The 25,942-nt window shown below is 36.4% G+C and carries 18 protein-coding genes; 7 read left to right on the forward strand and 11 right to left on the reverse strand.

The window, feature by feature from the left end:
* Positions 1-4: 4 nt before the first annotated feature.
* Complete coding sequence (locus C4H12_RS08105) at positions 5-2,350, reverse strand: tetratricopeptide repeat protein (RefSeq protein ID WP_106098477.1); 2,346 nt, start codon at positions 2,348-2,350, stop codon at positions 5-7.
* 94 nt (positions 2,351-2,444) lie between these two features.
* Positions 2,445-3,239, reverse strand: coding sequence for a DUF3108 domain-containing protein (locus C4H12_RS08110; protein WP_106098478.1), 795 nt, complete (start codon positions 3,237-3,239; stop codon positions 2,445-2,447).
* Between the two features lie 515 nt (positions 3,240-3,754).
* On the opposite strand from C4H12_RS08110, the gene C4H12_RS08115 reads away from it, so the two are divergent.
* From C4H12_RS08115 to C4H12_RS08125, 3 genes are all read left to right on the forward strand, one after another.
* The gene (locus C4H12_RS08115) at positions 3,755-4,045 is read left to right on the forward strand and encodes an HU family DNA-binding protein (protein ID WP_106098479.1); all 291 of its coding nucleotides are present in this window, start codon (positions 3,755-3,757) and stop codon (positions 4,043-4,045) included.
* 229 nt (positions 4,046-4,274) lie between these two features.
* Positions 4,275-5,816, forward strand: coding sequence for a ribonuclease E/G (locus tag C4H12_RS08120; RefSeq protein ID WP_106098480.1), 1,542 nt, complete (start codon positions 4,275-4,277; stop codon positions 5,814-5,816).
* 72 nt (positions 5,817-5,888) lie between these two features.
* Positions 5,889-6,548 (forward strand): uroporphyrinogen-III synthase, encoded by a 660-nt coding sequence (locus tag C4H12_RS08125; RefSeq protein WP_106098481.1) that lies wholly within the window; start codon positions 5,889-5,891, stop codon positions 6,546-6,548.
* Here the strand turns inward: C4H12_RS08125 and recJ are convergent.
* Positions 6,538-8,235: a single-stranded-DNA-specific exonuclease RecJ gene (gene recJ, locus C4H12_RS08130; RefSeq protein WP_106098482.1), complete on the reverse strand. Its 1,698-nt coding sequence runs from the start codon at positions 8,233-8,235 to the stop codon at positions 6,538-6,540. The two genes, C4H12_RS08125 and recJ, sit on opposite strands and share 11 nt — an antisense overlap.
* A 94-nt stretch (positions 8,236-8,329) precedes the next feature.
* Positions 8,330-9,193, reverse strand: coding sequence for an RNA polymerase sigma factor RpoD/SigA (locus tag C4H12_RS08135; protein ID WP_106098483.1), 864 nt, complete (start codon positions 9,191-9,193; stop codon positions 8,330-8,332).
* Between the two features lie 102 nt (positions 9,194-9,295).
* On the opposite strand from C4H12_RS08135, the gene C4H12_RS08140 reads away from it, so the two are divergent.
* Positions 9,296-10,291 (forward strand): glycosyltransferase family 2 protein, encoded by a 996-nt coding sequence (locus C4H12_RS08140; RefSeq protein WP_106098484.1) that lies wholly within the window; start codon positions 9,296-9,298, stop codon positions 10,289-10,291.
* Between the two features lie 53 nt (positions 10,292-10,344).
* Here C4H12_RS08140 and C4H12_RS08145 read toward each other — a convergent pair whose 3' ends face one another.
* The 5 genes from C4H12_RS08145 to C4H12_RS08165 all read right to left on the reverse strand — a co-directional run bounded on the left by C4H12_RS08145 (position 10,345) and on the right by C4H12_RS08165 (position 16,655).
* Positions 10,345-11,145, reverse strand: coding sequence for a hypothetical protein (locus tag C4H12_RS08145; RefSeq protein ID WP_129588221.1), 801 nt, complete (start codon positions 11,143-11,145; stop codon positions 10,345-10,347).
* Between the two features lie 120 nt (positions 11,146-11,265).
* On the reverse strand, positions 11,266-12,042 hold the full coding sequence (locus C4H12_RS08150) for a hypothetical protein (protein WP_129588222.1): 777 nt from the start codon (positions 12,040-12,042) through the stop codon (positions 11,266-11,268).
* A gap of 363 nt (positions 12,043-12,405) precedes the next feature.
* Positions 12,406-12,933, reverse strand: a complete 528-nt coding sequence (locus C4H12_RS08155) for an ATP-binding protein (RefSeq protein ID WP_254424733.1) — start codon at positions 12,931-12,933, stop codon at positions 12,406-12,408.
* A gap of 72 nt (positions 12,934-13,005) precedes the next feature.
* Entirely contained in the window at positions 13,006-16,395 is a 3,390-nt protein-coding gene (locus tag C4H12_RS08160; protein WP_106098487.1) for a lipopolysaccharide assembly protein LapB, read from the reverse strand.
* A complete protein-coding gene (locus C4H12_RS08165; RefSeq protein ID WP_106098488.1) occupies positions 16,392-16,655 on the reverse strand; it encodes a hypothetical protein in 264 nt (87 codons plus the stop codon). The genes C4H12_RS08160 and C4H12_RS08165 overlap by 4 nt, the downstream gene beginning before the upstream one ends.
* Positions 16,656-17,238: 583 nt before the next feature.
* On the opposite strand from C4H12_RS08165, the gene C4H12_RS08170 reads away from it, so the two are divergent.
* From C4H12_RS08170 to C4H12_RS08180, 3 genes are all read left to right on the forward strand, one after another.
* Positions 17,239-18,990 carry an ABC transporter ATP-binding protein gene (locus C4H12_RS08170; RefSeq protein ID WP_106098489.1) on the forward strand — a complete coding sequence of 584 codons (1,752 nt, stop codon included), beginning with the start codon at positions 17,239-17,241 and terminating at the stop codon, positions 18,988-18,990.
* A 684-nt stretch (positions 18,991-19,674) separates the two neighbouring features.
* Positions 19,675-21,078, forward strand: a complete 1,404-nt coding sequence (locus C4H12_RS08175) for a sigma-54 dependent transcriptional regulator (protein ID WP_106098490.1) — start codon at positions 19,675-19,677, stop codon at positions 21,076-21,078.
* A gap of 182 nt (positions 21,079-21,260) precedes the next feature.
* A complete protein-coding gene (locus C4H12_RS08180; protein ID WP_106098491.1) occupies positions 21,261-24,170 on the forward strand; it encodes a glycoside hydrolase family 3 N-terminal domain-containing protein in 2,910 nt (969 codons plus the stop codon).
* A 6-nt stretch (positions 24,171-24,176) separates the two neighbouring features.
* On the opposite strand, the gene rsgA is transcribed toward C4H12_RS08180, so the two are convergent.
* Both rsgA and C4H12_RS08190 read right to left on the reverse strand, forming a co-directional pair.
* Positions 24,177-25,118, reverse strand: coding sequence for a ribosome small subunit-dependent GTPase A (gene rsgA, locus C4H12_RS08185; RefSeq protein WP_106098492.1), 942 nt, complete (start codon positions 25,116-25,118; stop codon positions 24,177-24,179).
* Entirely contained in the window at positions 25,118-25,942 is an 825-nt protein-coding gene (locus C4H12_RS08190; RefSeq protein WP_106098493.1) for an EF-hand domain-containing protein, read from the reverse strand. The genes rsgA and C4H12_RS08190 overlap by 1 nt, the downstream gene beginning before the upstream one ends.

Genomic DNA, 25,942 nt, shown 5'->3' on the forward strand with positions numbered 1-25,942 from the left:
TTTTCTACTTTTTTGTAGTAACTACTCTAAGCATTTCACATCCGCGTTGTTCACCGTTATCACAAGCTTGTTCGAACCAGTCGGCTGCACGATTATCTGACTGTGCAATACCTTCGCCATGATAGTAGCAATGACCTAAGCGGTATTGTGCAGCCGCGTAGCCTTCACGAGCTGCTTGCTTATACAAATCGGCAGCTCTGTCATAAGAACGTTCGGCACCAGTACCATTATAATAACAATTACCCAAGTTATATTGGCCAGCAGGCAAGTTACGTTGTGCTGCTTTTTGGTAATGATTTATTGCTTGAGCAAAGTCTTGTTTTGCATCATAATAGTTACCTAACTCATTTTGAGCATCGGCATTATTTTGTTCGGCTGCTTTTTGAAGCCAAAACACCCCTTTAGTTTCATTGATGTATTTCATTCCTTTTTTAGGTTCAGAAGGGTGTACATCAGCTTTGATAGCCGAACGGTGCTGCATTGCTATCTCTCCTCTGCGAGGTTGAGTAGTTGTAGAAGTGTTGGTAGCTGTTTGAGGTTTGGGTTGTACTCTTTGAGTAGTAGGGGTAGTAGTATCAGGAACTAAGGTAAGATAGTATTTACCTAAACTTAACTGAGTTTCGGTATCGCCTTTTTTAGCTATTTTTTCTTGTAGGGCAATTCCTTTCTCTAAGTCTTTTTTAGGATTTTTATTATCTAAATAGAACTCAACAAGGCGTTTTTGAGCAGCTGTATTCTCTTGTTTAGCTAATTTTTCATAAAGTGCAAAAGCCTTATCGTTGTTCTTTTTAGAACCTTTGCCATAGAACAAGCCATCGGCTACTGTAAGGATTACAGCAGGAGAAGCAGGATCTTTAGGATCATTAGCATCTACTTTTTTCAACAACCATTCAAAAGCGTTTTTGTTAGATAGTTCGGCTGCTTTAATTGCCCACACCTCTGCATCTTTAACTGATTTTTTTACACCTTTACCATTGGCATAGCACTGAGATAGGATATAGAACACATCACTATAAGCTTCATCCTGCTGTTGGAAAAAGTAATCTAAAGTTTCATTTTGAGGTGTTGGCACTTGTTGTGCTGCTTTGTTGTAATATTCAAAAGCACGTTCTTCGGATTGGTTAGTATATTTACCACTGTAATATAAATCACCTAATTTTTTAAGTGCCAATAAATTGTTTTTAGCGGCTGCTTTTTCGAGGTATTCAAAGCTTTTTTTAACATCAAGTTGTCCTTCTTCTAAAAGGATAGCTCCTAAGTTATACATTGCCATAGCATCACCAGCATCGGCAGCTTTTTGGAATAGCTCAATGGCTTGTGGAGCAGAAGTACGAGTACCATTACCGGTAGCATAGCACACTCCTAAATTATTTTCGGCAACAGGGGTAGATTCTGAGTTCAGTGACCTTGATATCCAGTTAAAGGCATCACGAAATGACTGAGTACCTCCTACTCCATTATACAAACATACTGACAACTGACGTTGAGCTGCTGCATTGCCTTTGGCAGCTGCTTTGGTATAATAATCAATTGCTTTTTTGTAGGATTTGCCTATTAGAGGGCTATTGCCATAGAAATAGTAGTTGGCTAGGGTGTATTGTGCATCGGAGTTACCTTTGGCAGCAGATTTTTCAAGCCAGTCGATACCAGTTTCTTCTGAACGCTGAAAACCATTCCCTTTGAGGTAGGCTTGGGCAATGGTGTATTGTGCATTTTCATTGCCTTTTTCGGCGATTTTGAGGAGACTTTGTAGGGCATCGTTACTGTTAGGATTATTTTGGTAGTTCCACCAAGCTAATAGATATTCAGCTTCGGCATTGCCTTTTTTGGCTGCTTTTTCAGCCCATAAACGGGCTTTAGAGATATCTTTTTTAACGCCATCGGCATTGTAATAGGCTTTGGCAAGATCTAACTGTACTTCAGGTTTTTCGTTATCGGCATTTTTTTCAATCCAAGTGAAGTATTTTTCGTTGGACTGAGCAACTCCGCGCCCATCACGATAGCATAGAGCTAATTGGCGTTGGGCTGCAGGTATGCCTGCAGAGGCTGCTTTTTCAAGCCATTGTACAGCAGCTTCATCAGATTTAGAAACACCTTTACCTTCGAGGTAACAGGTAGCCAATTGGTATTGAGATTGGGCATCTCCTGCTTCGGCTGCTTTTTGAAGCCAAGTAACAGCATCTTGGAATGAGCGCTTTACACCTTTACCATTAAAATAAGCATCGGCTAATTCTATTTGTGCTTGGGTATCGCCTTTCTCGGCGAGTTTCATTAATTTTCTCACATTAGCATCTTGGCTATAGGAAGAACAAGCCAAACATAGTGAAAGCACTAAAAATAAGTTTTTCATAGTCGTAGTTCTTTATTTATTTTGTTTTTTAAGAGACTTTTTTTCAGGGCACAAATATACGTAATCTTTTTGAAATGCCTAACTTTATTTAAATTTATTTTTTTAATTTAGTTTCGTGCTTTAAAAAATTAAATCCATCAAGTTCGGCTACTAAGGAGCCTACGCGTAGTGCAGCCCTTAATTTTACTGGGATTTTGTTCTTATCATCGGTAATCCACATTGTGATGCTTTCTTCTTCCTTGAATACGCGACCATCTTGTACTAGTGGGCAAAATTTTATTGTATTGACTGTACCGAAGTTTGTTTTGAGGCTTTCGCGGCCTAATAATTTGAGTTTGAATTTGTATATTTCGTCGTCATCAAATATCATATCAAGAGTTATCTGGTCGCCTGTTTTTAGGTTATCGATATCGGGATAGTGACGGAGGGCGTAGAAAGCTGATATGACGTCATGCAAACCAGGTTGAAAGTTAATTTCGGTAATGGCGCCATTCTCGATGTTGTGTATTTTGACTTTGTTATCGGAGTGATTAAAGTACATTTTGAGGTGCTTGGTGTAGCCGCCTTCGTATATATTGCGCACAAAAAGGCGAGGCTTACCATCGGTAATGCCAAAATAGCTTTCATAAATATCATCGACACGGAAGAAGACACGAGCTAAACCTGTGGTAGAGCCTTTGCCTATGGCGTGATATACTTTTTCGCCATTATACATTTCTTCGACCAGCTGCATAGTGGCGGTACTTGCGTTAAAGATACCGTATTTTACTTTAAAACGAAGCCATTCGCCATTTTTGAATGGCAAATTATCATCGGTAGTTTGTGCTATTATAGGGGTAGCGAACAGGGTGGTTAAGGTTAAGAGTAAGAGTTTTTTTAATTGTTTCATATTTCAACTATTTATATAATAGGTGAGAGAAGCAATTAGTGTGCCATTTTATTTATAATTAGGCAGGAGGTAAAGGGGTGAGAAATGGAGGAAAAGCGTGCTGATAGGTTTTTCTGTTTTTAGGGTAAAAAATAGATTATTTTTCTGTTTTTGGGTTGTTTGGCAGAAACTGACAGTTTATTAATCCTTTGGTTAAGCTCTATGGTTCCTCTATGCTTCCTCTATGGTAGCTCTAACAGAAAAATTTTCTGTTTGGAGAGTGAAGAGAAATAGTGTTATAAAAGTTATTTTTCTTAGTAAAATAAAAAAATTGTGCCTTTGTAACTAATCATCAATTTGAATTTGCTAAAACTTCTCAAACACTTAATAATCAAACATTTGCAAGTTATTTACGAGAAATATTGAAATAAAAAATTAAAAAAATATGTGCTAACATAGTGTTTATTAAATATTTAATTCGTATCTTTGCGCCCAATTACAAAAGAATATTCACAAAAAATTAAAAATATACAAAGATGACAAAAGCAGAAATTGTAGCGAGAATTTCCGACAAATTAGGGATTGACAGGAGCGATGTGCAGCAAACGGTTGAAACTTTTATGGAGGAGGTTATTAAATCTTTAGAGAGCGGCAATAATGTGTATTTGCGCGGATTTGGTAGTTTTGTAGTAAAAAAGAGAGCAGAAAAGACAGGACGTAATATTTCTCAAAACACTACAATAATTATTCCGGCACATAATATTCCGGCTTTCAAGCCCGCACAACAGTTTGTTGATGCCGTAAAAGACAACGTAAAAGTAAATTAATATTAATCATATAAAAATAGTAAAGTTATGCCAAGCGGAAAAAAAAGAAAAAGACATAAAGTGGCTAACCACAAACGTAAAAAAAGAGCGAGAGCTAATCGCCACAAAAAGAAAAAGTAGTTTTTAACTACTTTTTCTTGCTTAAAAGCAACCTTAAGAATATCCAAAAGATTATTTAAAGGTTTGTAAAATAAAGTACATTTATTTATTAACTAAAAAATCCAACAAAGTGGAAAAAGAATTAATTATTCGTTCTGGCTCCTCTTACGTAGATTTTGCTTTGCTTAGAGATGGTAGGCTTATTGAGCTTCATAAAGAAGAAGACAGCAATGGACTGGGTGTAGGTGATATAATGCTTGCGAAAGTGCGCAAACCTATACAAGGCTTAAATGCTGCTTTTGTGAATGTGGGATATGAGAAGGATGCATTCCTACACTATCACGACTTAGGCCCTCAATTAGCTTCTCTGCTTAAATTCATTAAATGGGTAATTTCGGGGAAGTTAAAGGATTTTTCATTAAAAGATTTTCCTTTAGAGCCGGATATTGATAAGAATGGTTCGGTGGCTGATACATTGAAGCCTAATCAGCCTATTTTGGTGCAGATAGTTAAAGAGCCTATTTCGACTAAGGGTCCGCGTATTAGTTCGGAACTATCTATTGCGGGTCGTTATTTGGTGCTTGTACCATTTTCTGATCGTATATCGATATCGCAGAAGATAGAGGGGAAAGCGGAAAAGGAGCGCCTGCGTAAGCTTTTGCAAGGCATAAAGCCTAAAGGATTTGGTGTAATAGTTCGGACTGTAGCTGAAGGTAAAAAAGTAGCGGAACTAGACAAGGATTTGCAATGGCTGTTTAACCGTTGGGTTTTGATGTGTAAGAAGATTCAGAAGGCAGTATACCCCTCAAAAGTAATGAGTGAGGTAAACCGTACAGGAGCTATACTTCGGGACTTATTCAATGACTCATTCACAGGGATACATGTAGATAATGAGCAGCTTTACAATCAGATAGTAAAGTATGTACAGGAGATTGCACCTGAAAAAGAGAATATAGTGAAGTTATACCGTTCATCGGTGCCTATATTTGAGAAGTTTCATATAGAAAGACAAATAAAAACAGCCTTTGGCAGGACTGTTTCAATGCCTAAAGGAGCTTATCTGGTAATCGAACACACTGAGGCCTTACACGTAATAGACGTAAATAGCGGAAATCACTCCAATAAAAACAATGACCAAGAGACTACTGCCTTATCAGTAAACCTTATTGCTGCTACTGAAATAGCGCGCCAGTTGCGCCTACGTGATATGGGGGGTATTATTGTAGTTGATTTCATTGATATGGGAAGTAGCGAGAACCGCCGGATTTTATTTGACCATCTGAGAGATGAGATGGCTGAAGACCGCGCTAAACACAAGATACTTCCGCCAAGCAAATTTGGACTGATACAGATTACTAGGCAAAGAGTGCGCCAAGAGCTAAACATCAAGACCAAAGAAGAGAACCCAAGTAAAGAGGGTGAAATTGAAGCTCCTATTGTTCTTATCGATAAGATAAACATTGAGCTTGAAAGCATTATTAAGGAGGAAGCCTATACTGGGCGCATTGTACTGAATGCGCACCCCTTTATAGCTGCTTATATTACTAAAGGATGGCTTTCAATTCGTTTTAAATGGTTTTTAAAGTATAAACGCTGGATAAAAGTGCTCCCAAGGGACGCTTATCGATACTTAGAGTACCGTTTTAAAACTAATGAAGGCACCCCTCTTTAAATTTACAAAAAAACACAAAGGCTGCCTAAATATTTTTAGGCAGCCTTTTTATTTTATTAAGTATTATTAGCCTTGAAGACAATACTTTCAACAAAAATATTAACCGAAAAACAAAAAGAAATACTCAATGGGCGAGCTGTGCGCCTTATTGAGCATAATTTTATTGACATTGAACTACTGGACTTTAAACTTATTTCGGACTATAACTTACTTATATTTACCAGTAAGAATGGTGTGCTAAGTGCATTACAACATCCTGAGGTTGCTACCTTAAAACAAGTACCTGTAATTTGTGTAGGTGAAAATACTTGTAGGCTGCTAGAATCTAATAATTTTAGGGTGTTACATTGGACTCCTTATGCTACTGAATTAATAGATTATATGAAAGGAAACTTGGTAGATTACCAAAGTATGTGTATTGCTTTTATAGCAGGCTCATCAAGGCTGGATACCTTACCTGTTTTTTTTAAAGAAAAGGATTTAATAGTTGATGAACTGACTGCGTACCAAACGCTGCTTACCCCTATAACAATAGGAGAGAAGATAGAGGGGATATTATTTTTTAGCCCATCGGGGGTGGAGAGTTATTGCCTTACTAATACTGCTAAAAATGAAACTATTTACTGCATAGGCACTACCACAGCTAAGGCAGCTGCACGCTATTGGCAGAGGATTATCCTTGCTGATACACCTACTATCAAAAGTGTACTACAAGCTGTAATTAGAGACTGATATCTCTTATTTGCAGTTGTAGAGAGACCTTGCCATTCCAGTAATTTTCTTCTAATGAATATATTATTTTAAAAGGTTGCCCTTGTTGTAGAATGGGTAACTTATGGGCTAATTTAAAGGCTACAGCTGCAAAGAGTTGCTTCCCTCCTACTTCGCGTACATTTAACTTAAGATGGCTAAAATCTTTACCTATAGGTTTGGCAAAGCCGGTATCTACTACATTTTCGGCATAGAAAAACGGTGGTAAGTTATTAGGACCAAAGGGTTCAAACTGCTTTAATATGCGATAGAATTTATCACTTAGCATACTTAAAGGCAGAGGAATATCGGCGGTGAGCTTGGGCAGGCGACTATCTTGAGGAAGAGATTGTGCTACTACCTTTTCAAAAGCTTCTTTAAAAAGAGGATACTGCTGAGGAAGAAGGGTGAGCCCAGCAGCATATTTGTGTCCGCCAAACTGTTCTAAATAATCACTACACTGTTCTAAAGCCTCATAAATATCAAATCCTACAACAGAACGAGCTGAAGCAGCGTACTTATCACCACTTTTGGTAAATACCAATGTGGGGCGGTAATAATGCTCGATAAGGCGAGAGGCGACAATACCTATGACCCCTTTGTGCCAATACTCATTAAATACAACTGAGGTATAGCGATCTTGCTCTGCATTGGCTTCTATTTGAGCTAAAGCTTCGGCAGCCATAGAGGTATCTAACTCTTTGCGGTGTGCATTAAGAGTATCTATTTCCTTAGCTTTTAGAATGGCTTTTGCCTGATCGGTTTCGGTGAGTAAAGCAACGGCATAATTACCGTGCTCAATACGGCCAGCAGCATTGATACGTGGGGCGGCTGTAAATACCACATCGGTTACGGTTATAGAGCCTTTATGCTTGGCAAAAATAGCTTTAACCCCTGCTGAGGGCTGGGTATTAATGACCTGCAAGCCGAAATACATTAGGGTGCGGTTTTCGCCATCCATAGGTACTATATCGGCAGCAGTAGCTACTGCTACCAAATCCATTAAAGGTATGATTTCATCAAAGGGCAAACCTAAAAACTCTTGATAAGCCTGTACCAATTTAAAGCCTATGCCACAGCCACAAAGCTCTTTATAAGGGTAAGGGCAATCGGGCTGCTGGGGGTTAAGTACAGCGATGGCGCTGGGTACTACCTCACCGGGGCGGTGATGATCGGCAATGATAAAATCAATGCCTTTGGCTGTAGCGTATTGTACTTTATCGATAGCTTTGATACCACAATCTAAGGCAATAATAAGGGTACAGCCTTGTGCGTGGGCGTAGTCTATCCCCTGAAAAGAAATGCCATAACCTTCGGTATAACGATCGGGGATATAGGTAAGGAGCTGGGTAGTGAAGGAACTGAAATAGCGGTAAACAAGAGACACGGCACTGGTACCATCTACATCATAATCTCCATAAATGAGGATTTTTTCTTTTTGGGAAAGAGCTTGTGCTATGCGTTGTACCGCAGTGTTCATTCCCTTCATAAGGAAGGGAGGATGTAGATGACTTAGGCTAGGGCGGAAGAATTGTTTTGCCTGATCATAGTTTGTAATGCCCCGCTGTGCTAAGAGGGTAGCAAGGGGCTGCTCTATATTAAGTTCTTGTTGTAAACGAGTTACAATATCCTGTGGTGGTAGAGGTTTAAAGTCCCAGAGATAATTCATTTTAATTAGAAGATTCGTAAGATTAGGAGCTAAAAAAATAGCCAATTAGCAAGTTCTTTTTAGGGTTGCTAATTGGCTAATTGTATGAATTTTATTAACCTAAATAGGTTTTTAGTATTTTGCTACGTGAGGTATGCTTAAGCCTACGGATGGCTTTTTCTTTAATTTGTCGTACGCGTTCGCGGGTGAGATCAAAGGTTTCGCCAATTTCTTCTAAGGTCATAGCGTGCTGATCACCAAGCCCAAAATAAAGGCGTACTACATCGGCCTCGCGTGGGGTAAGTGTTTCTAAAGCGCGATCAATTTCGGTGCGCAAAGAAGCTAAAATAAGTTCTTTATCGGGGTTGGGAGACTCATTACTGCGGATTACGTCGTAAAGGTTAGAGTCTTCACCTTCAACCAAAGGGGCATCCATAGATATATGTCGGCCAGAATTTTTCATTGATTCTTTGACATCATTGACAGACATATCGAGCTCTCTTGCTATTTCTTCGGGTGAGGGTACACGCTCGTTGGCTTGCTCTAAATAGGCGTACATTTTATTAATTTTGTTAATAGAGCCTATTTTATTAAGGGGTAGGCGTACAATACGAGACTGTTCGGCTAGGGCTTGCAGGATGGACTGACGTATCCACCATACGGCATAGGATATGAACTTAAAGCCTCGGGTTTCGTCGAAGCGTTGAGCTGCTTTGATAAGCCCTAAGTTACCTTCGTTAATAAGATCGGGGAGGGTGAGTCCTTGGTTTTGGTATTGTTTAGCTACTGATACCACAAAGCGGAGGTTGGCTTTGGTAAGTTTTTCTAAAGCGATTGTATCGCCGGCTTTGATACGTTGTGCCAATTCGACCTCTTCATCGGCAGTAATTAAATCGACGCGACCTATCTCTTGCAAGTACTTATCGAGGGAGGCAGTTTCGCGGTTGGTTACCTGTTTGGTGATTTTTAGTTGTCTCATTCAGAAAAAATCCTTAATTTTGTGGTTTCTTATCGTTGTATTATACGTATAGAAGGTATGAAATGTTACAAAACAAGTTGAACTTTAACTTTATATTAACAAATGGGATATAGTTTTATCATTCCTGTATACAATCGTCCTGATGAGTTGGACGAGCTTTTGGAGAGCTTAACAAAGCAGAGTTACGAAGCTGATTTTGAGGTGGTAGTAGTGGAAGATGGTTCTTCTATTTCTTCGGAAAAAGTATGTGAGCGCTATGCTAATGAGTTACAAATTACTTATTTGCCTAAGGCTAATACAGGGCCGGGTGATTCGCGTAACTATGGGATGCGCTGTGCGAAGTATGATTACTTTTTGATTTTGGATTCGGATTGTATTTTGCCTTCTCATTACTTGGAGGCTGTAGATGATTATTTGCAGCAGCATTATGTGGATTGTTTTGGTGGGGCGGACACGGCTACTGATGATTTTACGGATATACAAAAGGCTATTAACTATACTATGACCTCATTACTTACTACTGGGGGTATACGAGGTAACAATAAGGGGGTGCAGCGCTTTGAACCGCGTAGTTTTAATATGGGGCTTTCGCGGAAGGCTTTTGAGGCTACTGGTGGTTTTGGGAAGATACACCCAGGTGAAGATCCTGACCTTGTGATACGCCTTTGGGGTAAGGGGTTTGAGTCGGCATTTATACCGACGGCTTTTGTATTTCACAAGCGGCGTATATCATGGGAGAAGTTTAGGATACAAGTGAATAAGTTTGGGCAGACTCGTGCTATTTTGAACCATTGGCACCCTCATACTAGAAAAGTTACTTTTTGGTTACCTACTTGCTTTGCCTTGGGGCTTTGCGGTGCTTTATTACTACTTTTGTGGGGTAATATTGCGGGGGTATTGGTGTATGCGAGCTATTTTATACTTGTTTTTTGGGATAGTGCGCGAGAGAATGGCAGTGCTAAGATAGGACTGCTGAGTGTTTGGGCTTTGCTGGTACAGTTTTTCGGCTATGGTGTTGGTTTTTTATGGGCTACACTGAAAATAGCTGTGGGAAGGAGACCTATGGAGGCGCTTTTCCCGAAACTGTTCTTTAGGTAAGAGGTAAGAGATAAGAGATAAAAAGGCGACCGCTATGGGTCGCTTTTTTTGTTTTATTCAACTTCGGTTATATCATTGAGCTTATAGGTGCCATCGGGGAGTTGTATTACTTCTGCTTTCATTTTGACACTGTAATTATTAGGCCTTTTATAAGCTATATAAATATAATCTCCTTCTTGAGTTATTTTGAGGGTTTTTAGGAAGTCTTTATCAAAATAGTAGCTACTGATAAGAGAATCATACTCGGAATTGATATCTTTGAACCTCTTGAAAAGGATGGGGGAACAGTGTTTTTCTTGAAAGGCTCTTAGATTTTGCATTAATTTATCGGGGCAACCAAAATAGATGTTTAGATAATTGCTATAAAAGGATTGGACAAAACTAAGGGCATTGGCTTGTGACATTTTTTCGGGGGTGTAAGGAGTATCGATAACATTGGTATCGACTTGCCAAGGGTAAATCTCGGTAATTTTGTTGTTTTCGACCTTTGCGAAGATATTTGTGATATCGTTGGGGTTGCTAAAAGTGTTTTGGTAGCTTATTTTGTACCAGTTCTTTTTGATGGGGGTTATAGTGAGGGTGGCCTCCATACTAGAGGCTGGGTATGTGTCGCCTATGACGGCATCGATGCGGAGCATATTGCTCATCAGGCGTAATTTTTCTGGCAAGCAGGGTGAGAGGTAGGTTTCGGCCTCGGATTGGGGAATGGTTTCATCCATATTTTTGGTATGGAAAGTTTTCATATATTTGGTATAGAAATTTTTGAGGAGTTGTATATCTTTCTGTTCGGTAGTGCAATGTGTAAAAGATGATAGAACTATTGCTGCTACTAAGATTTTAAAAAATGTTTTCATTGTATTTTCTATTTGTTTTTGAAGTGACAAAGGTAATAAATATTTTTTAATTGGCAAGGGGGGAAAATAGGTAAGAGATAAAAAAAGCGACCCATAGAGGGTCGTTTTTTTATTGGGGGGTTATTCAACTTCGACTATATCATTAAGCTTATAGGTGCCATCGGGGAGTTGTATTACTTCTACTTCTATTTTGGCACTGAAATTATAAGCCCCTTTATAGGCTATATGAATATTATCGCCTTCTTGAGTTATTTTGAGGGTTTTTAGGAAGTCTTTATCAAAATAGTAGCTACTGATAAGAAAGTCATAGTTGGTTTGCATTTGGTTGAACCTCTTTAAAAGAATGGGGGAACAGTGTTTTTCTTGAAAGGCTCTTAGATTTTGCGTTAATTTATCGGGGCAACCAAAATAGATATTTAGATAATTGCTATAAAAGGATTGGACAAAACTAAGGGCATTGGCGTGAGACATTTTTTCGGGGGTGTAAGGAGTATCGATAACATCGGTATCGACTTGCCAAGGGTAAATCTCGGTAATTTTGTTGTTTTCGACCTTTGCGAAGATGCTTGTGGTATCGTTGGGGTTGGCAAGAGTGTTTTGGTAGGTTATTTTGTACCAGTGCTTTTTGAAGGGAGTTATAGTGAGGGTGGAGTCCATACTAGGGGGTGTGTATGTGTCTCCTATGACGGGATCGATGCTGAGCATTTGGGTCATTAGGTGTAATTTTTCTGGCAAGCAGGGTGAGAGGTAGGTTTCGGCCTCGGATTGGGTAATGGTTTTATCCATATATTTGGTATAGAAGGTTTTGAGGAGGTTTTTGTCCTCTTGTTCGGTACTGCAATGTGTAAAAGATAATAGAACTATTGTTGTTACTAAGATTTTAAAAAATGTTTTCATTGTATTTTCTATTTGTTTTTGAAGTGACAAAGGTAATAAATATTTTTTAATTGGCAAGAGGGGGGGAAGAGGTAAGAGATAAGAGATAAGAGACTATGTGAAAAAGTGTAGGGAATGAATTGTTTCTGTACTGGCTATCTTTTCTTTTTCTTTAATATCTCTTTGGGTATGGATGATCTTCAAAAATCATTCAAAGACTTTCCACACCTATTTTGATTAATGGCTTAGATAATAAAACAATATTAATAGGAATATTCAAAATATAGTATTTTGTGTGTGTTCTATTTTTAGAGAGCGGTGTTCATATAAGTACTACTATCAATAGAAACAATAAAAAACTGCTTAACATTAGGGATACAAGTTTTACTTAACTATTATCCACTTACCCGATTTTGTAGAACCTTCGTGCTTTATGATTCCCAATTTGGTCATATTTTTAATATGGCATTTAATACCATTAAGGGTAATACCAATAAATTGAGCCAACTCTTTTTGAGTGATTTCAGGTTTAGAGTGAATAGCAGCTAATATTTTTTCTTGGGTAGTTATTGGCTGTTTCTTGAGTGTTTCCACTCCAAATCCTTCTTCAAAATACTTTTGAGAAACACTTTCAACTACCCGAAAAGCTGTAATCAAAGAAAAATCAAAAGAAGCTTGTGCATTACCATTTTCTTTCAATTCTTTATGGACTCGATATACCCCGCGACTGAATCGGTTTACATAACCTAAAACTTTCATTGCTTCTAAAATAAAAGGATTGCGATAGTCACTTATGTTAGGAAAATTGTCAGGACTGACCTTACCATATAATCCGCCTGGATTTTGAATTTCGATACGGTTATCATATTCATAAAACTGAATAGGAGCATTTCCCTCATAATCCCTATACATTATGGCATTATCAACAATTCTCGGGTACTTAGAAATAAGAAAAATAACCTTGTGAAAGATAGTTATGATATATTATTTTTTTATATTCTCCACACTTTTTTTGAATGTTTGGTATACATTTTCAAAACATTGGACAACAAAATATAGTTTCTCCTTTGAGCAGGTTAATTCTGAAAAAAGTAAATGGTAAAAACCTTTAATAATATCATTACTTAAAGGACCATTTTTCAGCATATTAATAAATATATTTTTGATCTCAATCTCTTGTTGATTCATATCAAGTTGTGATTGTATGATCTTATTTACTAATTTTACGCATTGAGGAGCAGAAATCATACTGATATTTTCTAAGCAGTTAGTATAATAATTATCTTGAGAATTTATTTTCTTATCAAATTCATCTAATAATTGCTTTTCAACAAATGTAAAACCTATATATTTGTTTTTAATAAACTCAATCAGTGCTGGGTGTTCGTCTCCTAAAATATTTTTTATATATTGCTCTGTGCTCATTGAGAACTGAATTTGAGCTAAATTGAATTTGAAATAAACAAAGTCGTCTGTCAGTAATATGCATCGCTTATCTTCAAAAACTAATACAGTGTTCAAGACATAGTCAATAAAATCTTCTTTTTCATCTTCTATATCTATATTTCTTTTAAAATCAATGACTCTAGGAGAAACAACAGCTTCACAGTTCTTTTTTATCCATTTTAAAAGACCTTCTAGATATATAATGTTATTTTTCCGTTCGATTTCAGGGTTCCCATAAGTTATATTACCTTCATTTATCACGACAATTGATAATTCAGATTTTGGTTCTGATTGAATTGTTCTCAATTTGTGTTTTATTATGTCTATTATAAAACGTGAAATTAAAAATTTGTGTGGGTACGTAATATTGTGTTCTTTTGCTATTTGATAAAGAATACTCAATGAAGAAAAGTCGATAATATAATTCGTTATATCAACAGGTTTACTTATTGATTTATAAAGTGGAAGGGGAATAATTGAGATGCCTCTGTGCTCATAAATCAAACTTGTATAACCAGCTAAATACTCATTCCTAAATGCCTGTATTATAACTTCAGTAAAAGATAATTCTCCTTTATAATATTTATTTATAGTAGCTTCTCTAAACTGTTTTTCATCCTCACCTTTTTGTCCAAATAGAGAAATCAATTCTTTCTTCATTTCGTCTGGGTCAGTGCTAGTAAAGTTGAAAGGTTCTATTGCTAATTCTGAAAGAGGTTGATTTGCTTCTTCTAAGATTTTATCATGTAAATAAAGATACTTATCCATTATTCTCAGTATACGAATTAGATGATCTTTACTTGACACTTTTTTGATAGATATGGTATCGCCTATTTTGTGTCCTAATAATTCATTATATGCCCCTAAATTGTTAGAATCTTTATCCATTTTAAAGAAGTGGATTTCTCCATTAGACTCATATTTAACAAAACAGTCATCAGTAATTTTATCAAATTCTTTGAGAAGCTCTCTATTTTGTGATTTTTGAGAATATATGAGTGTTGCAAGCAGATATGCAGAGCGGACATTTCTTTTATCAGAATACTTATAAAAGATTTCCATTCCTTCAACAAAATAACCTCTATTAACTAATATATTTGCCACTATTAGTATGTTTTGATCAATAGAAAAGGCATAGTCTTTAAAAATTTTTGCTATCAATTTAATTTCATTATCACACCAATCTTCGTTTATAGCATCCAAACATTCTAATTTTAAAGATAAAAAAGCCTCATCTTGTTTGTCTTTATCTAAGTATGTATTACATATTTGTAAGCATCTATTCCAATCGTGTAAAAGACGGCATAAATCCGCTTCTAACCTCAATAAATTAGGTTGAAAAGAAAAATTTAATCTCCATTTTTCTAATAAAGTAAGTAATTCGTCAGAATCCTTTTTGGCGATATATAATGAATGAATATAGAAAAATAATTGGCGATTTTCTATATCTCTATCAACAAACTTTTTGTATAAGTCTATAGCAAGCTCATATTCTCTACAATAATAATAAGTATCTGCAATATATAATAACAATTTCGGCTGTTGAATATTAGATGCTAATTCTTTTAGAATTAATATATTAGATGAATCTAACTCTTCACTAATTAGGGATTGTTCAATAGTTTCAATTAAAGTTTTTAGCTGTTGATTTTCAAATTTTTTATTTTGGATAAAATCTGATAGATTTAATTTATCTGTATTGCATATATCTTTTAATGTAAAGATTGAAGCAAGATAGTTATCAGCTACATAGTTATCAATTTTCTCTAAGGAATTTACCCAATCACGTATTACTATGCTATATTGCATTTCATCTCTTTTCTTTAGATAACAGAAAGCCCTCAGAAACAAAATATTCGATTCTTCTAATTCAGAATCATTTAAGATTTCAAGAGCATAATCTGTTTGTCCGTTCAGTTGTAATACATTTGCACAAAGCAAAGCAAGAACGTCGTTCTTACTCTCCAACTTAAGGTAGTAATTTCTTATTTCGGAAATATATTTTAGATCTTTTATAAGTATATATTTAACATAAACATTTAGCAAAAATAATTTTTCATATTTTTTTTCTAATTCAGACCCTCTGATTTTAAATAGTATTTTTTCAAAAAGTACCTCCAGTATTTTTAAAGTTTTAATATCCCCTTCATTTAAAGAAAGGAAAGTAAAATGATAGTTTTGCAGATATTCTGCAAAAAATACGTTTGAATAAAATATATTTTCATCAAAATTTGCTATTGTTATATCTTGATGATTATAATTACTAATATTTGGAAGCATTTCAAACTCTTTCATTAGTGAAATACATTTGAAATTCTTCTTTACATTGAAATAATTATAAAGCATATTTTGAAACATAATATTCTGCCTAACAAATTCTGGTATAGAACTAAAATCATCTGTCTTAGCACTTAAAAAAGAGATGTACCATGCTACTATATTATACTCATTTTCATATAATAATTCTTTAACAAGTTCATTTGCCTTAGTTGTATTTTCTATTCTGAAATAAGACAAAGCAGCTTGTTCTTTAATTTGAATATCTAATTTATTTTTAGTATATGCAGAAATAAAGCATTGGCACGTTTCGTCCTTGTTCCCTAAGAAGCGATTACATATTCCTTTTTGATATAATATTTGAGAATATAATTCATTGGAGGGTTGTTGTTTACTTGTAGCAAAACTTTTCTCTAAAGCTTCTAATAATGACAATGCTGTTTGTGGTTTAAATTGTTCTAATGTAGTTATGTAAGTATCAAGTCGGTCTTTCCATTGGGGCTCTATATTATCGTAGTTAAACGTACAACCAATAAAACTATCTGACACATTTCCAATAATAGTATTAGAATTATCTCCATTTTGTTTAACTGAAGTAGTTATAAGTTCTTTATTTTTATTCTTATAACCAAATAAATTTAACCATTTCATTGTTTGTTATTATTTATATTTCCAACATTACTATTATTCACATCACCAATAATGGTTGTTGAGTTACTTCCTTTCTGTATGATACTATTTTTGTTTTTTGGAGAAAAAGAATTGTCATTGCCAACAAAAAAACTTACAAAAGACACAACTCCTCCAAGAATTGCTACAAATGATTCTGAAGACTTCTCATAAAAAGCCCATAGAATTGTCCCTAATAAATAAATTGCATTTACTATTAGTACTGCTACTTTTGATCTCATATTATGTATGTATAATTATTGTTTTACTTTATTGTTCCTTAGTGAGTCAATCTATTCTTTTACGTCTCTCCTAATATCTCTACAATCTTGAAGACAGATTCAAAGCTTAACTCCTTTTTTTCAAGCACTTCTTTGATTCGATTCATAGGTTCATCTATCGCGTTCCATATTATGTATGATGGTGCAAAGATATGAAATAAAATATTATTTTCTATGAAAAATAAGGATTTATTTTCTCATGCTATTGAATCTTTTAAACAAGCTGAAAAAAGTGTACTAATTCCTGTTATTTATAGGCTGTGTTTGTTTATGAAGTTTATTTGCTTGTGATATATTAAATGAAGATATTTATAGTTCGTGACATTTTTGGTTGTAGTAGCTTGATGACTATCCTTCGTTTATAGTTCGTTTATCCTTCGTTATTCGTTCGTTCGGCTTATTTTGATGTTGTACTGATATTTTGTTTGGCTTTGGGGTGGGATATAAGGTAGGTGTAATTGGTGTGGGGTGGATGTGGAGGTGTGTGAAGGGCATTGTTATTTGTAATTTTTTTTGTACTTTTGCCCTCTGAAATTGAAAGGAAATGAGTAGTAAAGAACATCATAAACAACATAGTTTTAAGCAATTGGCAGGCTTTGTGCGCCCTTACAGAAGTACTTTTGTGGCAGTAACATTGTTTGCTGTTTTTTCATCTATTTTTTCGACTGCACAACCTTACTTGATTAAGGTGGCTATTGATAGTTATATCAGTCTTAAAAATTATGAAGGGCTTAAGCTTATTACTTATGCTTTGATAGCATTGCTATTGGCGGAGGTGCTTATGCAATTTCTTTTTTCATACTACTCGAACTGGCTAGGACAGACGGTTATTAGGGATGTGAGACAGAAACTATTTGACCATTTGTTGCGTTTTAAGATGCAGTATTTCGACAAATCATCGATAGGAGTGCTGGTAACCCGTGCTGTGAATGATATGGAGCGCATTGGGGAGATTTTTAGTTCGGGCTTGTTTGAAATGGCGAGTGATGTGCTTAAAATGCTTGTGATAAGCATTGTAATGTTTGTGGTGGATTGGAAATTGGCACTGATAAGCTATGCTATTATGCCTTTGATATTGTATTTTACGAGGTGGTTTCAGCGCTCAATGAAGGCGGCTTTTGTGGAGGTGCGCAGGGAGGTGGCTAACTTGAACTCGTTCGTACAAGAACGTATTTCGGGCATTAAAGTGTTGCAGCTTTTTGCACAGGAACGGCAAGAACTAGAGAACTTTAAAAAGATTAATGAGAAACACAAGCAGGCATGGCTAAAAACGATATGGTATAACTCTATTTTCTTTCCTATAGGGGATTTGGGTGTTTCTATCACTATTGCGCTTATTGTGTGGTTTGGAGGGCAACAGCTGCTGGGTGATGATAGTTATGACTTGGGGAATATCTTTTTGTTTATTCAGCTTTCGCAACAATTGTTTAGACCTTTGAGGCATATTGCTGATAAATTTAATACTTTGCAAATGGGTATTATAGCCTCGGACCGTGTGTTTGCTATTTTGGAGAGTGATGCTGATATGGAAAAAGAAGGTAAGAAGGAACTGAAAGAGGTGAAGGAAAGTATTAAGTTTGAAGATGTTCATTTTGAATATGTGGCAGGAGAAGAGATTTTGCATGGTATTAGTTTTGAGGTACAACACGGTGAGACAGTGGCTATAGTAGGGGCTACGGGAGCTGGTAAAACTACAATTACGAACTTATTGAACCGCTTTTATGAACTTACTTCGGGTGGTATTTATATTGATGGGGTAAATATTAAGGAGTTTACACTGAGTTCACTACGGGGGCATATAGCTACAGTATTGCAAGATGTATTTTTATTTGCGGATAGTATTTTTAACAATATTACGCTTAAAAACCCAGCTATTAGTGAGGAAACGGTAATTGAAGCGGCTAAACGTATAGGGGTACATAATTTCTTGATGACACTACCAGGGGGATATCATTACAATGTGAAAGAGCGAGGTAGTATGCTATCGGCAGGGCAGCGGCAGTTGATAGCCTTTTTGAGGGCTTATGTGCATAGTCCGCAGATATTGATATTAGATGAGGCTACTTCATCTGTTGATTCGCATTCGGAACAGCTTATACAAGAGGCTACCGAGAAGATGACAGAGGGGCGTACCTCTATTATCATTGCACACCGACTTACTACTGTGAAAAAAGCAGATAAAATTATAGTTCTGGACAAAGGAGCAATTGTAGAGATAGGCACCCACGAGCAGCTACTACAAATAGAAAATGGATACTACAGAAACCTGTATGAGGTACAGTTTTTGGGTAGTTAAACTATACAGTGGGTGTGTAATTACACATTATTACACACTTTGCTAACATAGTTATCAACAAGTTGTTAATAATATAAATAACTGACAAACAAGTATTTAATTGAGTTATTAACAGATGTTGAAAAGTTTGGCACGGTTTTTCCAATAATAAATATGTAAGAGTTTGAGATAACGTACTTACTGTGTATAAAAATAAATAATGGGTGAATGGTTCAGGACAATTATTGCTTAAGAAAAAATTACTGAGAAAAAATTGCTAAAAGAAACATTGTTAGATAAGAATCATTAAAACAAACATTGTGAAGAAACTAAATTCGGTTGTTGGGAAATAACCATATTGTTTAAGAAACATTGCTAAATTTTAACCGAAAAACCTTTCATTCATTAAAAGAGCTAACAAATTTGGGAGTTAGTAGTAGTATTTATATTATATGCATTGGAAAAGGCTTCCTTTTAATAGGAAGTCTTTTTTTTGTTAAGTAAGAAAAAGCTAATTAAAACAAGAGTTTTAAACAAGATAAAAAAATCTGTTTTTTTAATGATATTACTTTTATTTTCAAAAAAAGTTGTACTTTTGCACGGTTTTTGTGATAGGAGATAACACAAAATACAGATTAAAGGAAAGCTGTGAGTAACAGCAAAAGAGAAAAGCAAATTAACTATTATATTTGATTAAGATTAAGTATGAAAAATCCTATTCTTTTAGTAGAAGATGATGTAGTGTTTTCAAAAATGCTAAGTCGTTTTTTGGAGCGCAATGGGTACGATGTAATAGGTTGTTACACGCTAGAAGAAGCGGAGAAAAACCTAAGTACGTCGCTGAAAATGGTATTTACCGACTTGCGTTTACCTGATGGCGATGGTATAAACTTTTTGAAACAAGTAAAGGAATCATTTCCTGATCTGCCCGTAGTGGTAATGACCAGCTATGCAGAGGTATCGACCGCTGTAGAGGCTATGAAATTAGGTGCTTTTGATTATATTTCAAAACCATTTCAGCAAGAAGATGTGCTGAATGTAATAAAAAACGCACAAAATACTCCTGCTGCTATTGCACATACTGAACCTGAAAGGACAAAAAGACCTTATAACAAATCGGTAACGGATAAGAGCAGTCCGGCAAAAATGGTGAAAGTACCAGCTGTAAATGAGTTTAATCCGTATATTGAAGGTGTGAGTGCTGCTTCGAAAAAACTTACTAAATTCATAAACTTAGTAGCTCCCACTGATATGTCGGTGCTTATTATGGGTGAGAGTGGTACTGGTAAGGAAGTAGTAGCCAAATCGATACACTTAAAAAGTGAACGCCGTAACAAGCCTTTTATTCCGGTGGACTGTGGAGCTATACCGAAAGAAATAGCTTCCAGCGAGTTTTTTGGACACGTAAAAGGATCATTTACTGGTGCTATTAGTGATAAAAAAGGACATTTTGAGGAGGCAAATGGTGGTACTATTTTTCTTGATGAGGTAGGTAACCTCAGCTATGAAAACCAAATACAACTGTTACGTGCCCTACAAGAACGCCGTATTAAACCTATAGGTAGTTCTAAAGAAATAGATGTAGATATTAGGGTGCTTGCGGCTACCAATGAAGACCTGTTGGAAGCAGTAAGAAAAGGAGAGTTTCGTGAAGATTTATATCACCGCCTTAATGAGTTCTCAATAAAAGTTCCATCACTTACTGAGCGTAAAGATGACCTTATGATATTTGCTTCTTATTTCTTAGAGAGAGCAAATGAGAAACTACATAAAAACGTACAAGGCTTTACTGAAAAAGCAGTACAAAAAATGTTGATGTACACTTGGAAAGGGAACTTGCGAGAGCTTTCAAATATGGTAAAACGAGCTGCCCTACTTACTACTGGTGATTACATTACCGAAAATGAGTTGCCTGAATTGGTAATTAGTGAAACAAAGCACTTCCCTACTGAACGCTTTACCTTCTCGACCAAAGAGAATGAGCGTGAGCTTATTATAGGAGCTTTGACAGAAACTAAAAACAATAAAACAGAAGCAGCTAAGTTATTAGGCTTTACGCGTAAGACCCTTTATAACAAGCTAAAAGCCTATAATATAGATGAGTTTTAGCAGATAAGAAGTAAAAGGAGATAAGAGACTTTGCCAAAGGTTCTAACTGCCCAATGTGGCTCGCACCTTTGGCAAAGTTTTTACTTAAAATCTAATTGGAGAGAGAGAAGACTATAATCACTACACAAATTTTATTTATAAGCCTAAAACAAACTAAGTAAAGAAATAGAAGAATACTAAAAATGAAGAAACTATATATACTATTCACTATTCAGTTTTTGACAATAACAGCCTTTGGACAACAATCACCTTTAACAGCTAATGATGCCAAAGCTCAACAACAATGGGTGGAGGATACTTACAAACAAATGAGCCTTGACGAAAAGATAGGACAGCTGTTTATGGTATCACTATTTTCTAGCCATATAGGGACTAAAAAGGCTGATGAAATAAAGGATTGGATAAAGAAATATTATATTGGAGGGATTATCTTCTCAAAAGGAGGCCCTAAACGACAAACTAAACTTACTAATGAGTACCAACCCTTATCAAAAATACCTCTTTTTATGGCTATGGATGCTGAATGGGGACTGGCAATGCGGTTGGATTCCACTTATGCTTATCCTTGGAATATGACCTTGGGAGCTATTAAAGATAACCGCTTAGTAGAACGGACTGGTAGACGTATAGGAGAACACTGCAAAGCCTTAGGGATGCAATTTAACTTTGCACCTGATATTGATATTAATACCAACCCTGATAACCCTATTATAGGTAATCGTTCCTTTGGTGAAGATAAAGAGAATGTAGCACAAAAAGGACTAGCTTTTGCTGGTGGTATGCAACAAGTGGGAGTATTAGGTAGTGCTAAACACTTCCCTGGACATGGTGATACTGCTAAAGATTCACATAAAACCTTACCTACTATTAACTTTACTTCGGAGAGACTAAATGAGGTAGAGCTTTACCCTTTTAGATCGGTTGCTAAAAGTATAGCCAGTGTGATGGTAGGACACCTAAATGTACCAGCTCTTGAACCTAAACAAGGGCTACCTTCTTCTTTATCAAAAGTTATTATTACAGACTTGTTAAAGACTAAAATGGGGTATGAAGGACTTATTTTTACTGATGCCTTGGGTATGAAAGGAGTATCGGAGTACTTACCTGTGGGTGATGTAGAAGTAGCTGCGTTTTTGGCTGGAAATGATATTTTGCTAATGCCTTCGGACTTACCAAAAGGTTTTGAAGCTATTAAAAAGGCTTACCAAAAGAAACGTATTAGCGAAGAGCGTTTGGCACACTCGGTTAAGAAGATATTAATGGCTAAATATAAAGTAGGACTTACTAGTTTTACTCCCTTAGTAGAAAAAGATGTGATTGACAGCATTCACACCCGTGCTGATGATTTGCTTACAGAAGAACTTTTTGAGAACGCTCTTACTGTAGGGCAAAACAAGAATAACATTATCCCCCTAAAAGAACTTGAAAAGCGCAAAATAGCTTATGTGAAGTTTGGTAATGACAGTGGATGGACTTTCTATAGTTCACTTAAAAAATATGCAGAAATAGCGCTAATAGAGCCTAAAAATGACAACCAGCTGTATGAGGCTATTGAACCTTACGATACGGTAATTATAGGCTTACACAAATCTGACAAGAGCCCGTGGGAGGCTTACAAATTCACAGAGAATGAGCTGAGATGGTTAGAACACATAAGCAAGAAAAAGAAGGTAATACTAAGCATTTTCACACGCCCTTATGCTATGCTTGATGTAAAGCATATTCACCCTATAGAAGGGATTGTATTTGCCTACCAAAACCACAAAGTAGCGCAAGAGAAAGCTGCACAGCTTATATTTGGTGCTATAGAGGGAAAAGGAGTTTTGCCAGTATCGGCACACCCACACTTACCTGTAGGCACTAGTATTATCACCCCTAAAATAGGTAGATTAGCTTACGGAATGGCAGAAAGTGTAGGTTTAGACACTACACTACTTAGCCAAATAGATAGTATTGCTGCTGAAGCTATTGAAGGAAAAATGGCTCCGGGGATGCAGATATTAGTAGCTAAAAAAGGTAAAGTGGTATATAACAAGAACTTTGGTACATTGGATTATAACCCTGAACACAAAGTAAATGAATATACCATTTATGATCTTGCTTCGCTTACTAAAATACTTGCTACCCTGCCAGAACTGATGCGCCTATACACTAAAGGTGATTTTAATCCTACTGATACCTTTGGTGACCTACTACCTAAACTAAAAGACACTAATAAAGGAGGTATGACAATGAAAGAGGTACTTTCGCACTACGCTCAGTTTCAGTCATGGATACCTTTTTATACCCAAACCCTTGATGCAAGCAAAAAGCCCTCGGCTGAGTTTTATAGCACTACCCCCAGTAATGAGTTCCCTACCCAAGTGGCTAAGAACTTATACTTACGTGAGGGGTTTACTGATAGCATCTACAAACGTATAGATGACAGTAACCTTATTAAGAGCAAAAAATACTTGTACAGCGATTTGCCTTATTACTACTTTAAACAATATATTGAGAAGAGAACAAAAAAGCCATTGCAAGAAGCAGTGCAACAGCATTTTTATAGAGGATTAGGAGCTTACCAGCTCACTTTTTTACCTTTACAACGCTTTTCGGAAGAAAATATAGCCCCTGCTGAAAATGAGAAGACTTTTAGAAGCCAAGAACTTCGGGGATATGTACACGACCAAGGAGCAGCAATGCTAGGAGGTGTAGGGGGACACGCAGGGCTTTTTGGTACTGCTAACGATGTGGCGAAAATGATGCAGATGTTTCTGCAAAAAGGCTATTACGGCGGTACGTGGTACTTACAACCTCAAGCTGTTGCTATATTTAACACTTGTAACTATTGTACTGAAGGCAATAGACGCGGCTTGGGATTTGACAAGCCCCAATTAGGAACAGCAGGTCCTACCTGTGGCTGTGTGCCTATGGATAGTTTTGGACATACTGGATTTACAGGGACTTTTGCATGGGCTGACCCTAGTAATGAAATTGTAATTGTATTTCTTTCCAACAGAACATACCCATCGGCGGAAAATAAGTTACTTATTAATAAACTAATACGCCAACGAGTACAAGAAGTAGTATATAAAGCTAATAAGCAATAAAGCTACTTACTCATCTTCACTTTCACGATACACACTTTCTTCACCTTTGAGTATCTGCTGGTAACTTTTGTATCGTGACCACGCTATTTCATCATTTTCTAAGGCTTCCTTTACGGCACACTGAGGCTCATCGGTATGGAGGCAGTTATTGAACTTGCACTGGTGCTTTAAAGCAAAAAACTCAGGAAAATAATCGGAGAGTTCTTCTTTTTCAATCTCGACCATTCCGAAGCCCTTAATACCAGGAGTATCAATAATACGAGCCCCAAAAGGAAGATCAAACATTTCGGCAAAGGTAGTGGTGTGCTGCCCCTGCTGGTGCTGTGCTGAAATTTCGGCTGTTTTGAGCTGTAATTGAGGAGCAATAGCATTGATAAGGGTAGATTTACCCGCCCCTGAATGCCCTGACACTACACAAGTTTTGCCCTCCATAACGGCTTTGACCTTATCAATATTTTTGCCTGTAGAGGCTGAAATACCTATACACTCATAACCTGCCTTGCGGTATATTGCCGCAAGGTATTTTATTTCTAAGAGTTCATCATCAGTATAGGTATCGACCTTGTTAAAAAGAATGATTGCCTTGATGCCATAGGCTTCGGTAGTGACTAGAAAACGATCAATAAAAGTAGTAGAGGTAGGAGGGTTATTAAGCGTTACTACCAAGAAAGCTACATCAATATTGGAGGCTATAATATGTGTTTGCTTGGAAAGATTCACTGACTTGCGGATGATGTAATTATCACGCTCTTTAATTTCGGTAATTACCCCTCGGTTTCCTTCTTCTTCGAGGGTAAAAAGTACCTTATCGCCTACGGCAATAGGATTGGTGCTTTTAATACCTTTTAGGCGTAATTTGCCCTTAATACGGCATTCATACATCTGCCCTGTAGCAAGATTTTTAACAGTGTACCAACTTCCTGTTGATTTGTATACTAATCCTTCCATTATTTGTACAGCAATACAGTGTTTTCGGGGGTTTTAAGGTCGGTTAAGAAAATGTGTCTTGGCTCATTGACTTCTATTTTACCGTTTTGGTTGGTATCCTGACGGGCGTATATGTAAAGAGCATCATTGGCTCCGTCATAGCTAGAGCCAATTACACCGTAGCCATTAGGAATGAGTTGTTTTAGTTTATTACCTTCAAGGCTGTAAAGGTAAAAGTGACGCAAATCATTACGGTTAAGGTAACCATCATTATTAGTATCTTCATCATAACAAGAAATCATATAATAATTACGGGTTACAGGCTTAAAGTTAAGGGTGTCATTTTCTTCGGTAGGGTAGTATAAATTTTCAATAAAGGTAGGTTTTTCAAAGAGCAGTTTTTGCTGTTTTGTTTCTACATTTATCACTGCTATATTCACTAAACCATCGCCGTATACAGTATTGAATCCTGCTACAATATTGCCGTGCCAGTTATTACCTTCCTTTTTTCTGTTTATATCGAGATTATAATCATAATCATAAGAGTTGTTGGTAAGGTAACTAAGGTTACCCACATAGCGAGTATTGTGCTTATTGTAATTTACCTTGAAGATAGGTACGAGGCGGTATTTGGGATGCTGTGTAGGGCATATATCACCAGGCTCGGTTTCTATCTTGACACTGCCTTTGGGTAGGGTACCTTCGGGCATTTCGAGTATAGTAACTTCATCATTACTTGTTATGGCTATGCCTTTATTTTTTTCTTTGCCTACATCGGCAGCTGTTTTGCGTTCACAAGCTGTTAGTGCTAGAAGGGCTACTAAACATAAAAAAAATCTTTTCAT

Source organism: Capnocytophaga sp. oral taxon 878 (genome assembly GCF_002999135.1).
In the GTDB taxonomy this organism is placed as follows: domain Bacteria; phylum Bacteroidota; class Bacteroidia; order Flavobacteriales; family Flavobacteriaceae; genus Capnocytophaga.

Excerpts from the sequence above, each read along its gene's own strand:
- C4H12_RS08105 (WP_106098477.1), bottom strand. The coding sequence starts at position 2,350 with ATGAAAAACTTATTTTTAGTGCTTTCACTATGTTTGGCTTGTTCTTCC.
- C4H12_RS08110 (WP_106098478.1), bottom strand. The coding sequence starts at position 3,239 with ATGAAACAATTAAAAAAACTCTTACTCTTAACCTTAACCACCCTGTTC.
- C4H12_RS08115 (WP_106098479.1), top strand. The coding sequence starts at position 3,755 with ATGACAAAAGCAGAAATTGTAGCGAGAATTTCCGACAAATTAGGGATT.
- recJ (WP_106098482.1), bottom strand. The coding sequence starts at position 8,235 with ATGAATTATCTCTGGGACTTTAAACCTCTACCACCACAGGATATTGTA.
- C4H12_RS08135 (WP_106098483.1), bottom strand. The coding sequence starts at position 9,193 with ATGAGACAACTAAAAATCACCAAACAGGTAACCAACCGCGAAACTGCC.
- C4H12_RS08140 (WP_106098484.1), top strand. The coding sequence starts at position 9,296 with ATGGGATATAGTTTTATCATTCCTGTATACAATCGTCCTGATGAGTTG.
- C4H12_RS08145 (WP_129588221.1), bottom strand. The coding sequence starts at position 11,145 with ATGAAAACATTTTTTAAAATCTTAGTAGCAGCAATAGTTCTATCATCT.
- C4H12_RS08150 (WP_129588222.1), bottom strand. The coding sequence starts at position 12,042 with ATGAAAACATTTTTTAAAATCTTAGTAACAACAATAGTTCTATTATCT.
- C4H12_RS08155 (WP_254424733.1), bottom strand. The coding sequence starts at position 12,933 with ATGTATAGGGATTATGAGGGAAATGCTCCTATTCAGTTTTATGAATAT.
- C4H12_RS08160 (WP_106098487.1), bottom strand. The coding sequence starts at position 16,395 with ATGAAATGGTTAAATTTATTTGGTTATAAGAATAAAAATAAAGAACTT.
- C4H12_RS08165 (WP_106098488.1), bottom strand. The coding sequence starts at position 16,655 with ATGAGATCAAAAGTAGCAGTACTAATAGTAAATGCAATTTATTTATTA.
- C4H12_RS08170 (WP_106098489.1), top strand. The coding sequence starts at position 17,239 with ATGAGTAGTAAAGAACATCATAAACAACATAGTTTTAAGCAATTGGCA.
- C4H12_RS08175 (WP_106098490.1), top strand. The coding sequence starts at position 19,675 with ATGAAAAATCCTATTCTTTTAGTAGAAGATGATGTAGTGTTTTCAAAA.
- C4H12_RS08180 (WP_106098491.1), top strand. The coding sequence starts at position 21,261 with ATGAAGAAACTATATATACTATTCACTATTCAGTTTTTGACAATAACA.
- rsgA (WP_106098492.1), bottom strand. The coding sequence starts at position 25,118 with ATGGAAGGATTAGTATACAAATCAACAGGAAGTTGGTACACTGTTAAA.
- C4H12_RS08190 (WP_106098493.1), bottom strand. The coding sequence starts at position 25,942 with ATGAAAAGATTTTTTTTATGTTTAGTAGCCCTTCTAGCACTAACAGCT.